Annotated in this window: 10 protein-coding genes, 1 pseudogene and 1 other annotated feature; of the genes and pseudogenes, 8 read left to right on the top strand and 3 right to left on the bottom strand. The window is 44.6% G+C overall.

Translation table 11 applies throughout. The features are described 5' to 3' along the window. The 3 genes and pseudogenes from EJP82_RS07675 to tyrS all read left to right on the top strand — a co-directional run. Positions 1–1,635, top strand: a pseudogene (locus tag EJP82_RS07675) (hypothetical protein); the annotation flags it as partial. A 137-nt stretch (positions 1,636–1,772) separates the two neighbouring features. Beyond that, positions 1,773–3,515, top strand: a complete 1,743-nt coding sequence (locus EJP82_RS07670; RefSeq protein ID WP_127191448.1) for a glycoside hydrolase family 3 protein — start codon at positions 1,773–1,775, stop codon at positions 3,513–3,515. 89 nt (positions 3,516–3,604) lie between these two features. Next, positions 3,605–3,835 (top strand) — a binding site (T-box leader). Between the two features lie 92 nt (positions 3,836–3,927). Further along, on the top strand, positions 3,928–5,187 hold the full coding sequence (gene tyrS, locus EJP82_RS07665) for a tyrosine--tRNA ligase (protein ID WP_127191447.1): 1,260 nt from the start codon (positions 3,928–3,930) through the stop codon (positions 5,185–5,187). A gap of 110 nt (positions 5,188–5,297) precedes the next feature. Here the strand turns inward: tyrS and EJP82_RS07660 are convergent, their stop codons facing one another. Further along, positions 5,298–5,543, bottom strand: a complete 246-nt coding sequence (locus tag EJP82_RS07660) for a hypothetical protein (RefSeq protein WP_127191446.1) — start codon at positions 5,541–5,543, stop codon at positions 5,298–5,300. A 2-nt stretch (positions 5,544–5,545) separates the two neighbouring features. Beyond that, positions 5,546–5,866, bottom strand: a complete 321-nt coding sequence (locus tag EJP82_RS07655; RefSeq protein WP_127191445.1) for a heavy metal-binding domain-containing protein — start codon at positions 5,864–5,866, stop codon at positions 5,546–5,548. A 537-nt stretch (positions 5,867–6,403) separates the two neighbouring features. Between EJP82_RS07655 and EJP82_RS07650 the strand changes: the two genes are divergently transcribed. The 3 genes from EJP82_RS07650 to hrpB are packed head-to-tail and all read left to right on the top strand — an operon-like array spanning position 6,404 to position 9,984. Beyond that, positions 6,404–6,877 carry a low molecular weight protein-tyrosine-phosphatase gene (locus EJP82_RS07650; RefSeq protein WP_127191444.1) on the top strand — a complete coding sequence of 158 codons (474 nt, stop codon included), beginning with the start codon at positions 6,404–6,406 and terminating at the stop codon, positions 6,875–6,877. Between the two features lie 18 nt (positions 6,878–6,895). Continuing rightward, positions 6,896–7,417, top strand: a complete 522-nt coding sequence (locus EJP82_RS07645) for a hypothetical protein (protein WP_127191443.1) — start codon at positions 6,896–6,898, stop codon at positions 7,415–7,417. Between the two features lie 38 nt (positions 7,418–7,455). Continuing rightward, on the top strand, positions 7,456–9,984 hold the full coding sequence (hrpB, locus tag EJP82_RS07640) for an ATP-dependent helicase HrpB (protein WP_127191442.1): 2,529 nt from the start codon (positions 7,456–7,458) through the stop codon (positions 9,982–9,984). Between the two features lie 8 nt (positions 9,985–9,992). Here the strand turns inward: hrpB and EJP82_RS07635 are convergent, their stop codons facing one another. Beyond that, on the bottom strand, positions 9,993–12,155 hold the full coding sequence (locus tag EJP82_RS07635; protein ID WP_127191441.1) for a YhgE/Pip domain-containing protein: 2,163 nt from the start codon (positions 12,153–12,155) through the stop codon (positions 9,993–9,995). Between the two features lie 500 nt (positions 12,156–12,655). Between EJP82_RS07635 and EJP82_RS07630 the strand changes: the two genes are divergently transcribed. Next, a complete protein-coding gene (locus EJP82_RS07630) occupies positions 12,656–13,156 on the top strand; it encodes a PTS sugar transporter subunit IIA (RefSeq protein ID WP_127191440.1) in 501 nt (166 codons plus the stop codon). A 28-nt stretch (positions 13,157–13,184) separates the two neighbouring features. Then, a complete protein-coding gene (gene nagE, locus EJP82_RS07625; RefSeq protein WP_127191439.1) occupies positions 13,185–14,636 on the top strand; it encodes an N-acetylglucosamine-specific PTS transporter subunit IIBC in 1,452 nt (483 codons plus the stop codon). The last annotated feature ends 37 nt before the right edge of the window (positions 14,637–14,673 follow it).

Below are 14,673 nucleotides of genomic sequence, written 5' to 3'. Positions count from 1 at the left end.
GCAACGGGCGACACAGGAGCAACAGGTGAAACTGGTGCAACGGGTGAAACTGGAGCAACGGGCCACACAGGAGTAGCAGGTGAAACTGGAGCAACGGGCGACATAGGAGCAACAGGTGAAACTGGAGCAACAGGTGACACTGGTGCAACTGGAGATACTGGAGCAACAGGAGATACTGGAGCAACAGGAGATACTGGTGCAATCGGAGATACAGGAGCAACAGGTGCGACAGGTGGAACTGGAGCAACGGGTGACACTGGAGCAACAGGAGGAACTGGTGTAACTGGCGACACAGGAGCAACGGGAGATACTGGAGCAACAGGTGAAACTGGAGCAACAGGTGAAACTGGAGCAACAGGAGCAACGGGAGATACAGGAGCAACAGGAGAGACAGGAGCAACAGGAGAGACAGGAGCAACAGGAGAGACAGGAGCAACAGGAGAGACAGGAGCAACAGGAGAGACAGGAGCAACAGGAGAGACAGGAGCAACAGGAGAGACAGGAGCAACAGGAGATACTGGAGCAACAGGAGATACTGGAGCAACGGGAGATACTGGAGCAACAGGAGATACCGGAGCAACAGGTGACACAGGAGCAACAGGTGAAACTGGAGCAACGGGAGATACTGGAGCAACAGGAGATACTGGAGCAACAGGTGAAACTGGGGCAACAGGAGGAACTGGAGCAACAGGCGAAACTGGAGCGACAGGAGGAACTGGAGCAACAGGAGATACTGGAGCAACAGGAGCGATAGGTGGAACTGGTGCAATCGGAGATACGGGGGCAACAGGACCTACCGGAGATTCAGGAGGACCAATGGGGCCGATGGGACCAACCGGGCCAAGTGGAGATACAGGAGCAACCGGGGCAACAGGTGCGACAGGCGTAACCGGTGCAATCGGAGATACAGGGGCAACAGGACCTACCGGAGATTCAGGAGGACCAATGGGGCCGATGGGACCAACCGGGCCAAGTGGAGAGATAGGAGCAAGAGGAGCAACAGGCGACCCAGGGGTAACTGGAGCAACTGGAGCAACTGGAGATACAGGAGCAACAGGAGAATATGGAGAAGGACCGACGGGACCAATGGGGCCAATGGGACCGACGGGGCCAACAGGAGAATATGGAGAAGGACCGATGGGACCAACCGGGCCAGCAGGAGCGAAAGGAGCTCAAGGCGCGAAAGGAGAGCGAGGAGAGCAAGGCGCGAAAGGAGAGCGAGGTTCGAAAGGAGAAAGAGGAGAGCAAGGAGAGCATGGAGCGAGAGGAGAGCGAGGAGCAAGAGGAGAGCGAGGAGAACGAGGAGAGCAAGGAGAGCGAGGAGAGCGAGGAGCGAGAGGAGTACCAGGAGTGCCGGGAGTACCAGGAGTGCCGGGAGTGCCGGGAGTTCCAGGAGTACCAGGAGTACCAGGAGTGGAGGGAATACAAGGGATTCCGGGAATACCAGGACCGCAAGGAGTACCAGGACCGCAAGGAATCCCCGGTGTGCCTGGAGCACCAGGAGCCGAAAGTCGAGGAGGGGCTCAAAAAAGTAAAATAATAAAGAAAAGCACAAGCAGCGGATTAAGAAAAAAACCAAATCATCAAAATTTACTTGAGAACAAAAGACCAGTGAGAAAAGGGAAGAAGAAATGATTATGAATTTCTAATTCACTCAAAGCCTCGAACCTCGTTTAAAAGGTTCGAGGTTTCTTTTAAATGATGGCAAAAGTTGACATAAATTAGTTGATTAATGTAGCTTAGAATTAAGTTCCTATATTTAGGAGGTAATTATGAAGAGAAGACAAATCGCCCTACTAGTCTTTGTCGCAGTAAGCACAATAGTTGTTATCGTCTACTCATTAAATTCTAATGCATCCAAGGAATCAATCGAACATAACGCCAAGGAAATTGTAGCGAAAATGACTGACAAAGAAAAGATCGGTCAACTCGTTATGTATACACCTACAAACGAAACAGATCCATTTTCCAAAAGTATGATTAAAGAATACTTTGTGGGTAGCGCTCTCTTAAATCGTCGATATGAAACAGCAGTTGAGACAGCAAAGTTCATTAACCAATTGCAGCAATGGGCATCCGAATCTAGATTAGGAATACCCATTTTCATTTCAGGTGACATGGAGTATGGAGTGGCCCAAAGAGTTCCTGGTGAAGCTACGGTTCTTCCAAGACAAATGGCGATTGGGGCAACACAAAATGTAGAATACGCTGAACGAGCTGCGAAACTAACGGCGATTGAAGCTAAAGCTATGGGATTCCATTGGAGTTTCTCGCCGGTAGCAGATGTAAACTCCAATCCTCTAAATGCAGTTATTGGCGTTCGCTCATTTGGAGAAGATACGAATTTGGTTAGCGAAATGACGGCTGCAGAGATAAAGGGCTATCAGAGTGAAGGGATCGCATCCAGTGCTAAGCATTTTCCAGGGCATGGGGATACGGGGTTCGATACACATTTTACTTTGTCCACTATATCTTATAGCGAAGAAGTTCTGCGGGAAGTACATCTTCCTCCATTTAAAGCGGCTATCGACCAAGGAATCGAGTCTATTATGACATCCCATATTATCATTCAAGCTATTGATCCAGATTTACCTGCAACTTTGTCAAAAAAAGTTCTAACAGGACTTTTGAGGAACGATCTCGATTTTCAAGGAATCATTGTTACCGATGCTATGGTTATGGAAGCCATTTCGAAAAATTGGGGAGCCGGAGAAGCAGCTGTTATGGCTATTAATGCTGGAGCAGATATTGTTATGGCTAACGGATCCGCGTCTGATCAACTAGATACCTTGAATTCTCTATTCCAAGCACTACAAGCAGGCAAGCTGGAGAGAAGTCGTATAGATGAATCTGTGGAACGGATTATTACATATAAATTAAAGATGAACATGTTTGAACATCGATTGGTAGACATCGATAATGCCACAGAAGTGGTAGGAAACAAGGAACACAAGGAGTTAGCAGAACGTATTGCTATGGATTCTGTAACACTAGTCAAGAACGATAACATTTTACCATTTGATCCTCAAACCGAAGAATCCACTCTAGTAGTGAGTATGGCTTATGCAGATCAGATAGCTGAGACTGTAAGAAAAGTTAGCAAGGGTAAAGTAATCTCGTTTCAAGTAGCCCGAGCGAAAGGAGAAAAGCTGGATGTAACGCAAGATAGTATTAACACCGTGATTAATTTGGCCCAAAGTATGGATCGAATTATGATTTTCACATATTCGGATCGAGAAATCACGCAAGGACAAATTGATTTGGTTAACAAATTAAGTGATATCGGAAAGCCTGTTGTTGCTGTTTCGCTCGGAAATCCGAATGATATTGTAGGATATCCAGATGTAGCTGCATACATGGCAACCTATGCCTTGGATACCTGGTATTGGCTGACTCCCGTTCCTGTATCCTGGGAATCAGCCGTTCGTGTTATATTTGGCTCAGAACCCAAAGGGAAATTGCCAGTAACCATAGACGGTAATTATCCGCAAGGTTTCGGGTTGAGTTATCCATAACTTGGCAGGGGTTATCAATAGAGTACTCATTATTAAGCATTGATTGACATTGATATATTATTTCACTATACTGTTTTTAATCTAATATAAGATATACGTTGAAAGAGCCCAGTAGCAGCTTAATCCCTGTTCTAGAAAGCCGGGGGTTGATGAAACCCGGTACACATTAAGTTAGCGAATTACACTCTGGAGTGTCTCAGGTAATGCTGAGCGGAATGGCGAACGATAACTCGCCGAGAGTGGCATGAATGGTGCGCATAAGCGCGTGTAATCCATTGGTGCAATCTGGGTGGTAACACGGTTATTCAATCGTCCCTATGTCTACAATAGACAAGGGGCGATTTTTTGTTGTTCAAAAAAGGAATGATATTTCGTTATAGGATATCTACTAAATCTAAGGAGTGGTATAGCTGTGAATATTATCGATGAACTAGAATGGCGTGACGCCATTAATCAACAAACAGATGCCGAAGGGCTTAGAAAATTGACTGAGCAGAAAGCTGTCTCGTTATACTGCGGCGTGGATCCAACGGGTGACAGCATGCATATCGGTCACTTGATTCCATTCATGGTGCTGAAACGATTCCAGCTCGCTGGCCATCGTCCGGTTATTCTAATTGGGGGTGCAACCGGTACGATCGGTGATCCAAGTGGACGTCAATCAGAACGCTCGCTGCAAACCTTGGAACAAGTCCAAGCCAATGTTGATGCACTTACCGCACAAATGAAAAAGTTGTTTGTGACCGATGGAGATAATAAAATTCGGATGGTAAACAACTATGACTGGACCCACAAAATTAATGTTATCGAATTTTTGCGTGATTATGGTAAAAACTTCAGCATCAATTCGATGCTTGCAAAGGATGTTGTGTCTAGTAGGCTAGATAGCGGTATCTCTTTTACAGAATTCTCCTATCAAATCTTGCAATCGTTGGACTATCTGCATCTGTACCAGAATGAAGACGTGCAGTTGCAAATCGGTGGCTCTGATCAATGGGGCAATATCACAAGCGGCCTTGACTTGATTCGTAAAAAAGAAGGGTCTGAGGCAGTAGCATTCGGACTTACGATCCCACTTATGTTGAAAGCCGATGGCACGAAATTTGGTAAAACAGCGGGAGGCGCGATTTGGTTAGATCCTGCTAAGACAACGCCATTCGAATTCTACCAGTTCTGGGCGAACACCGATGACCGTGATGTTGTAAAATACCTGAAGTACTTTACGTTCTTGTCTAAAGAGCAAATTGACGAGTTGGCTGAAAAGGTACAGACTGAACCACATAAACGCGAAGCACAAAAAACGCTGGCCGAGGAAATGACGAAATTCGTACACGGTGAGGAATTGTTGGAACAGGCGAAACGTATAACTGCCGCTTTGTTCAGTGGCGATATTAAATCACTGACAGCTAACGAGATCGAGCAAGGCTTCAAAGAGATGCCGACGTTCGAAGCGTCGCAGGAATCGAAGAATATCATCGACTGGCTTGTCGATCTTGGTATTGAGCCGTCTAAGCGGCAGGCACGTGAGGATATTACAAAAGGTGCACTTTCGATGAATGGTGAACGCATTACCGATTTAGAGTTGGAAGTGACAGCTGATCAAGCGATCGGTGGCCGTTTCATCCTTATCCGCAAGGGTAAGAAAAATTATAGCTTGGTGAAATTGTCCTAGAAGAAAGAATAAGAGAAGCCCCCAGAGTTCAAATGGGAGGCTTCTCTTTGCATTAGGAGTGGAGTTAGCAACATACTATATGGGTTATGAGCGCTCAGGCAACCTTCTCATCATTTACTTCTGTTAGACTCATCGATATTCTTGTAATATCGTTCACCACTTTTGGGATTATACCAAACTTGTTGTTTAATACCGGTCGTAGGATCAATAAAGATCTCATTCGTTTTTTGAAAGCCGGAGGGAGGTTCATTAATTTGATGTTTTAATCGATTGTGACGATAAATAACTGTTCCAATGATCGATAATATGATAACCGATAGGGAGATAATTAAGAATAGTTTATCTTGATATGACATGGTTACACCTTCTCTATAACAACCGCTGTACCGTAAGCTACGATTTCAGACATGGTCTGTCCGATTTCACCAGAATCGAAACGCATCATCACGATGGCATTTGCACCCATGTTATGTGCATTTAGAATCATTCGGTCGATAGCGGCTTTACGCGCGTCTTCGATCATCTCCGTGTATTCTTTGATTTCTCCGCCGAAGAGACTGCGAATGGACGCCGTAATATTTCCTCCAAGACCACGACTTCTTACGACGACGCCAAAAGCATGACCTAATACCCGATCAATACGATGTCCTGAAATATTTTCCGTTGTAACGACTAACATAACAACATTCACTCCTCGCATTTTCCATTATATTCAAATAATAACACAGTAGAAAAAAGGTAGTGCAGTAATATTACGATGATTTATAATAGAAGATTGAAAAAGAAGATGATTATTAGTACAGTTGACTGAAGCGCTATTTGTGTAAAATTAAGATGGTTCATAACCAAAATCAGCGCTTGTCCTTAAAGCGATACCGAAGATGATAACGAATCGTTGTAACGGAACTCAGCGACCTTATTCATGGTAAACTCCGTTCTTCTGGATTTTAACGGAACCAGCAGACGTTATTTCATCATATTCATGCACTAGAGCATCATTTGGAGGAGATAAGGTCTTTCAGTTCCGTTAGAAATTTTTGTGACCCTCAAAACTCAAAATAAGGGTTATTAGTTCCGTTAGATTGATGTCCAAATTAGCCAAGCCCTCATTGTGGGGTTGATCCATGAAAAATAGGCTCCATTTAGAAATCAGTTGTTACTGTACGAGTTGATTTAATCATAATATTAAGTTTGATTATAGGAGGTTATTGGAACAATGATTAAAGTATTGTTTGTATGTTTGGGTAATATTTGTAGGTCACCGATGGCAGAGGCTGTATTTCGCAGTCATGTAGAAAAAGCTGGTCTATCGGATCGAATTGTTGTTGACTCTGCGGGTACGGGGGATTGGCATGTCGGACATCCTCCACATGAAGGGACTCGTAAAATACTAGAGCAGTATGGTATTGATTATACGGGTATGTTTGCTAGACAGGTTAGTAAGGAAGATTTCTATGATTTCCAATATATTATTGCTATGGATGATATGAACGTCACTAATTTAGCACCTTATTTTCCGGCAGATCGTAAGGTAGAAGTGAAAAAAATGCTTGAATTCGTCCCAAAACATGCCGGTGGAAATGTTCCTGACCCTTATTTCACAGGTAATTTTGAAGAGGTATATGAGATGGTGAACGAGGGCTGCGAAAATCTACTTAATTATATTCAGGATGAGCAAGAGTTGGGTTGAACCTAAAGGAGCGATAAAATGACCTTAGTTGCTATGAAACGGGAAGTATTTGATTCATTGGCTGATGAAAGACTGGGGTGGGCCTGTATGGAGCCGACCTTTATGCAAATACGAGGAAAAGATATCTCAGTGAAATCAGAAACCATATCAAAGCTAACCGAAGGACAACGGGCTTTATGTATGTTCAGAGTGATGTATGATCATGCCAAGAACTCTGCAAGTGAGTACTATGCTTGGATATGCTACCTGTTGGATATACCGGATTTTTGGTCTGGGGTGATGAATGGTTTGAACTTCTTTAGGGATACTTCTATGATCGGCTTGCTTAATCAGACGAAAGAGGTTCTCGAAACAAGGAACCTCAAGTTGGGCAGACAGTGGAGTGATGCAACTCTGTTAGACTTAGACCGTGATAATGAACTTTTAAACACTATAAGTCGTTTATTTGGGTCCTTTCAAGAGATTGCCCCAGCTAGTCTTAAACAAATAAGCACCTATATTCGATCCAATCCGCAGGAGTTTGTAATACTTGAAAACTAAAAGCAATAATTGCAGCTGGTTAGAATAAGGAGATCTTAATGACACTACTTCCTATAGATAATGTGCTTCCAGAGTTACAGGAGCATTTAAGAAAAGGCTGCTCAGCAGTATTGTTGGCAGAACCTGGAGCAGGTAAGACGACGCGGACTCCGCTGAAATTATTGAATGAACCGTGGTTAGATGGTCAAGGTATTCTTCTGCTTGAACCCCGGCGCCTTGCCGCCCGTTCCGCTGCGACCTATATGGCGAAACAGCTTGGAGAATCGGTTGGTGAAACGATTGGTTACCGGATTCGGTCGGACAGTAGGGTATCTAGTCGCACTCGGATTACGGTCGTAACGGAAGGCATTCTGACTCGGATGTTACAGAACGATCCAGCCTTGATTGGAACAGGGCTGATTATTTTTGACGAATTCCATGAACGTAGTATTCATGCCGATCTAGGTTTAGCGCTAGCCTTACAAAGTCAGCAGCTACTTCGTGAAGATCTACGTATTCTAATCATGTCTGCCACACTGGATCCGGAGCCGATTGCACAGCTATTGGGAACTTCATCGGTGATTCAGAGTTTAGGTCGTAATTATCCAGTTGAAACAAGGTATTTGACTACGTCAATAAAAGAACACTTGGAAGTAACTGTAGAACGTGCGATTACGAGCGCACTACGAGCACATCAAGGAAGTATACTCGTATTCCTTCCAGGTGCTCGAGAAATTCGGCGAGTAGAGCGTAGATTAGCGGGGATTATTCCAAGCGATGTCATTGTGACACCGCTCTTTGGAGCGTTATCGCAAGCGGAGCAGCAACGGGCGATTGAAGCAGCGCCGCCTGGCAAACGCAAGGTCGTGCTGGCGACGTCTATCGCAGAATCAAGCCTCACGGTTGATGGCGTGACCGTCGTCATCGATAGCGGCTTGCGGCGCACTGACTTATTCTCTTCACGTACCGGGATGAGCCGTTTGGTGACGACCCGTGCGGCGCGGGACTCGGCTGATCAGCGCCGTGGACGTGCCGGGAGAACTGCACCCGGCGTGTGTTATCGGTTATGGAGCGAAAGTGATGATCACGCGCTTGCGGAACGCACGCCACCAGAGATGCTAGAAGCGGATTTGACTCCGCTTGCACTGGAAGTTGCCGCATGGGGCGCTTCTTCGACTGATGAGCTGGATTGGTTAGATGCACCACCAGTCGCACCTTACAACCAAGCGGTACAAGTGCTCAGGCAGCTCGGTGCATTAGATGACCAGCATCGGATAACCAATCATGGGATTAAGATGAGCGAGCTGGGTTTGCATCCGCGTTTGGCACATATGTTACTCCGGGCCGATGCACTTGGACTTGGCCGGGTTGCTTGTAGGCTAGCCGCGCTTCTTGAGGAGCGTGATTTGTTTAAAGGACAATTGGCTGGTCGTGATTGTGATATGGTAAGTCGTCTGTCTCTTTTGATGGAGTATGATCGTTCACCAAGCCAACTAGGGAAATCCCACTATGACGTGGACCAAGCCGAACTTCGGCGTATTCTAGATGTCAGTCGACAGTGGGAAAAGGGACTTGGTCTAGGGAAATTCTCCGAAGAAATTGAACAAGATTGGCAACGTTACTGTGGATTGTTGATTTCTTTTGCTTATCCTGATCGCATCGCTCGTCGCCGTCCGGATGGGCGATACTTACTCCGTAGCGCTCGTGGTGCTGTATTTACTCATCAGCAGCCTCTTGGGATGGAGGATTTTCTCGCGATTGCTGAAGTGGATGATCAAGGAACGGAAAGTGTTATTCTTCTAGCAGCTTCGCTTACGGAGAGCGATCTGAATACTTATTATCGTGAAGATATGAGCGATGAGAAGAGTGTACAATGGGATGAAGATGCAGGGAAGGTAAAGGTTCGTCGTCGACTAACCCTGGGTGCGATTGTTCTTAAAGACGTTCCCGATCCTAATCCTACTCAAGAGGATATCACGCAAGCACTACTGCAAGCTGTTAGGGTGCAGGGGGTGTCCATTTTGCCCTGGAATAGTAAATCCCGTCTATTACAGGCTCGAATGCAATTCATGCACAAGCTTGATGAACGTTGGCCTGATGTATCCGATGAAGCTTTGACTACGGATTCGGAACAGTGGCTCGCTCCCTATATTTCGAACTTTCGAAAACGCGCGGATCTGCAGTCCTTGTCGCTTTATTCCATTCTGGAAAACTGGCTAGGTTGGGATCGTACCCAGCAATTAAATACAGAGGCACCTACACATCTTATTATACCCAGTGGATCAAAGGTACAGATCCATTATGATGATGCGCAGGCACCTTATGTTGCCGTCAGACTTCAGGAAGTGTTCGGTATGATGGAGACGCCTCGGATCGGCTATGGTCAAGTTAAAATCACCATGCACTTGTTGTCTCCTGCTAGTCGTCCGGTTCAAGTTACCTCCGATTTACAGAGCTTTTGGAAGAACACTTATTTTGACGTGAAAAAAGACTTGAAAGGGCGTTACCCCAAACATTACTGGCCGGATGATCCGCTGCAAGCCACTGCGACACGCAAAGTCCGACCGGAGGCTGAAGGAAAACGATAAGGTTTAGGTTAATGAATCAGATGACCTGATTTGGCTTTACGCACCCATTTTGCAGAATACCGGTTTACGACTTGTTTTAAGCCGAGACCTACAATCAAGGCCAGTCCAGCATAAATGAACATAATACAGATATCGCGAATTACAATGTCACCGACACTTCCGCCCACTGCTTCTCTTAAAAGGCTAATCCCATAAGTAAAGGGGAGGAAGGGATGGATCGCTTGGAAAAAAGGCGGTGTCACTTGGATGGGGAACGTACCGCCAGAACCTGCTAATTGCAGTACCATTAGTACGATAGCGAGTGCTTTGCCTACATTCCCAAATACCGATACCAAAGTATAAATCATGAGCATAAACACCGCACTAATCAATAGTCCAAATACAATAAATTTAATGGGTTCCACCGCGTAGGTCCCCAGTAGATACACATCACCTATAGTCACGAACAAGGATTGGAGCAGTGCCAGTGTCGCAAAGGTTAGAAAACGTCCAAAGTATACTTGGTAACTCCGGTATTCGGCATTTTTGTCATGCACTTCTACCGTAAGCATAGATACTAGCAGCAGTCCTCCTACCCAAAGTGATAAGGTGGTAAAGAAGGGTGACATGGCTGAACCATAATTCGGAATCGGGAATAATCGGTTCTCTTTCAGAGTGACTGGTTCAGCGAAAAACTCGCTTTCTTTGGCATAGTTCAGGCTGAGCAGTGAGATAAGATCCTCAAGAGTACCTTCTTTCTCAAGCTTACTGATCTGATCTGTCAACTTAGATATTTTCTTCTCGGCTTCGGGTAAATCACTACGAACGATTTCAGCTTCTTTGACGACCGCTGATAATCCCCGACTAGCGTCATTTAAGACATCATTCACTTTGGGTAAATCTGAGAGTGCCTCACCGAGAAGGCTGTTTGTATGGTCAACGGCTGTCTTTGCCTGCTCAAGAGCCAATTTCATTTGCGGGATAATCTGTTCATCTAACTTTCCTGTTAGCTGATCGAGCCGGTTGGTTAAAGAATGGGCGAGAGTACCGAACTTATCCAACGTCTCCCCAGCAGATAGCTTGCCTTCAGTCAGCGTCAGGTTAATTTCCTCTGCGAACTTATTCAATTGCTTAAACTCTGAACTTACCTGCGCTAACTCTGATGCAGACTTGGACAAGGATCCGCTCGGATTCAGACCTCCGAGGCGTTCAAGCATTTCGCTGAGAGAATCCGCTGCTTTGGCAGCTGTGGCAAGCAACTGAGTATTCATTTTTGGCAAAATGTTCTCTTGGGGATTTTCTTGATTTACTTGATTTAACGCTGATTGGATCAAATCTGCCGTCTGAACCACCGCCTTAGCTGTCTGCTGTAACTGCACAATCATCTCTTTGGCGACCGGACCTGAAGAATCAATAACTTGCTGGCTATGCTCCAGAAATTGTACAGTACTTGCGGCAAACTCCTGTCCTTTAGTAGCTAAATCGGTGGCACGCGGGATTTCATTTTGTACTTTAGATACAACTTCACGGCTCGTTTGTAGATCCTTGATCGCCGTGTCTGCTGCCCGGTTAATCTCGGGAAAGAGTGCCTCGATTTGCATAACGATACTTTTTGTTTTGCGAATAAGTGGGAGTTCCTGCTCCAACTCAACTCCGATTTTATTGAATATTTGAAAAATTGTTCCGTTCGCCGTTTTGATAAAATTTTGGTTGACCTCTTCAATGATCGAATTAGCTCCCTTAGATGTGATTTTCGGGGCAATCGCATTGATTTTCTCGTTAACAAAATATTCGATTTTTGCCTTCACTGGATTCGTAGATAGTACTGTGGCAATGCGGGCTGAGAAATCGGACGGGATAATGATGACTGCATAGTAATCGCCATGGTTTAGTCCAGTTAAGGCTTCGTCTTTACCCGTAAAAGTCCAGCCGATATTGTGGTTCTCTTTTAACGAATTCGCTATTTCATCACCAATTTTGAGATCCTTACCACGTAAAGTAGTTCCTTGATCTAGGTTGGTTACGGCAATTGAAATGCCGGAGGTTTGTCCATAAGGATCCCATGAGGCTTTGATATTGAACCAAGCGTATAAAGAGGGCAAAACGATCAAACCGATAATCATAACTGCGGCTACCCAGTTGGTGATAATACCTCGAAGATCCTGAAGATAGATGGAGAAGATCTTGTTCATCGAAATCTCCTACTTTAACGTTTTTTGAGTTAGTATTCCGCGAGTCCTACAAAAAAATCCATCAGCCTGTTATTAATAGGACTATGGATCTATAGACTCTTAGGATTCAGTTGTCGACAAAAAAAGTGACCGCTTTCAATTTTTCTATTGACGAGATAAGCAAGCTTGATTTATTATAGTCACATAACAAAAATAACCTTTGCATTTGGCGTGTTACCATTACATTTATGGGCATGAGCCAAGAAAAGCTGACCTATTCATTAGGCTTCTTTTCTTGGCTCTTTTTATTTAAATCTTTTAGTAATAGGTGGAACCCTACCCGAATAAATGTAATTAGGTACATGCTGGAAATGTAATCGGTATCATTACTGTGATGACAAGGGAAGCTACAAGAAAGAGTTCTTATACGATTGCCCTATGTGTAATCAAGGAAGAAATCGCTTGAAATTTCTCAAGGATGGGTATTATATACTTCAATCACAGGATAGGAGGCAAAAATTATGTTTTCAAAATGGAGAAAAAAATCTACTGAAAGCCAAGTTGTAGAAATCTATTCACCTGTAACAGGTAATGCGGTTCCTTTAGCGAATGTGCCGGATGAGGCGTTTGCGGGGGGACATATGGGCAAAGGGGTGGCAATTGAGCCCTTAGTTGGTCAACTGATCGCTCCGTTTGACGGAACGGTTGCTCATGTAATCAAATCCAATCATGCAGTTATGTTGGAACATGCCTCAGGATTACAGTTTCTGTTCCATATAGGTATCAATACGGTATCGCTCAAAGGGGACGGGTTCACATCTCATATTTCTACAGGGGATAAAGTCAAAGCAGGGCAAGTATTAATCGAGTTTGATATTGAAAAGATTAAAGGTGCAGGTTATCCAATTATCACCCCAATCATTGTTACAAACGCTGATGAAGTAACCAACAGCATAGAGTTATTCAACGGACCTGTAAAAGCAGGCAGTGATGTTATTTTAAAAGCGGTTATCAAGTCATAATATTACACTATGAAAGGATGATTTATGAATGTTAGCTTTTCTCCAGAAAATCGGGAAATCGCTCATGCTTCCGGTCGCTACGCTACCTGCAGCGGCTATTCTACTTCGGTTTGGTAACATCAATTACATCACGGAATTTCATCTAGGAGATACTGTAGGGGGTTTCTTAAATACTTATGTTGCACCGTTTCTAAATGCGGGCGGGGGTACAATATTTGATAACCTCCCACTTATATTTGCGGTTGGGGTTGCAATCGGATTAGCCGGTGATGCGGTTGCTGCATTGTCAGCAGTCATCGGGTATATGATCTTACTTAAATTGCTTGCAATTGTACCAGGAATATTCCCTGGAATAATGCAATCCGCGGATACTAAATTGAACATGGGTGTTCTCGGGGGTATCCTTGTAGGTTGTATTGCAGCAGCACTCTATAAGAAATATCACAATATTAAGCTTCCGGATTGGCTTGGATTTTTCGGGGGTAAACGTTTCGTACCGATGGTTACAGCCTTCACAATGGTATTTGTTGGTTTAGTTTGTGGTTTGATCTGGGGTCCGGTTCAAAACGTTCTCGATACATTCGGCAACTGGGTTGTAAGTCTCGGCGGTATTGGATCTGCGGTTCACATTATTGCAAACCGTCTCCTCGTACCATTTGGATTACATCATATCATTAACTCTATCGTTTGGTTCCAAATTGGTGATTTCACTAACGCTGCAGGCGATGTAATTCATGGTGACTTGAATCGCTTCTTCGCTGGAGATAGTTCGGCTGGTATGTTTATGACAGGGTTCTTCCCAGTTATGATGTTTGGTCTTCCAGCAGCAGCTTTCGCAATTATCCACACAGCAAAACCTGAAAGACGCAAAATGGTTGGATCTATCTTCATGGGTGCTGCTCTTGCTTCGTTCTTAACTGGTATTACTGAACCATTAGAATTTGCCTTTATGTTCGTTGCACCAGTACTTTACGGTGTTCACATCGTCTTGTCCGGTATCTCAGCGTTCGTCACTTATGCGCTAGGGATGAAACTTGGTTTTGGATTCTCGGCCGGTTTGATTGACTATGGACTCGGTTGGGGGCTCTCTAGCAAACCATTGCTCCTGATTCCAGTTGGTTTGGTCACAGCAGTACTATACTATGTGATCTTCCGCTTCCTCATCGTCAAGTTGAACCTGAAAACTCCGGGCCGTGAAGACGAAGATCCTGAAGAAGAAGATATAGCTTCTGGTCCCGTATCTGCGGATAGCCGTCCAGCTCTGATTTTGGCTCAACTAGGTGGACCTAGCAACATTACATCTGTTGACGCTTGTATCACACGCCTTCGACTCATCGTTAAAGATGAGAAGGCCGTTAATGACTCAGGACTTAAGAAGCTTGGGGCTTCTGGTGTTATGAGACTCGGCAAAGGCGCAGTACAAGTCGTGTTCGGACCACAATCCGAAGCGATCAAAGATGATATTCAAAAATTGTTGTAGAGCAATCAATATTATAAAATAATTAATTCGTTATTTC

Origin of the sequence: Paenibacillus anaericanus (assembly GCF_003994475.1) — a bacterium.
Lineage (GTDB): Bacteria > Bacillota > Bacilli > Paenibacillales > Paenibacillaceae > Fontibacillus > Fontibacillus anaericanus.
The sequence above is the reverse complement of the archived record's forward strand: the minus strand, read 5'-3'. Positions and strand labels throughout refer to the sequence as shown.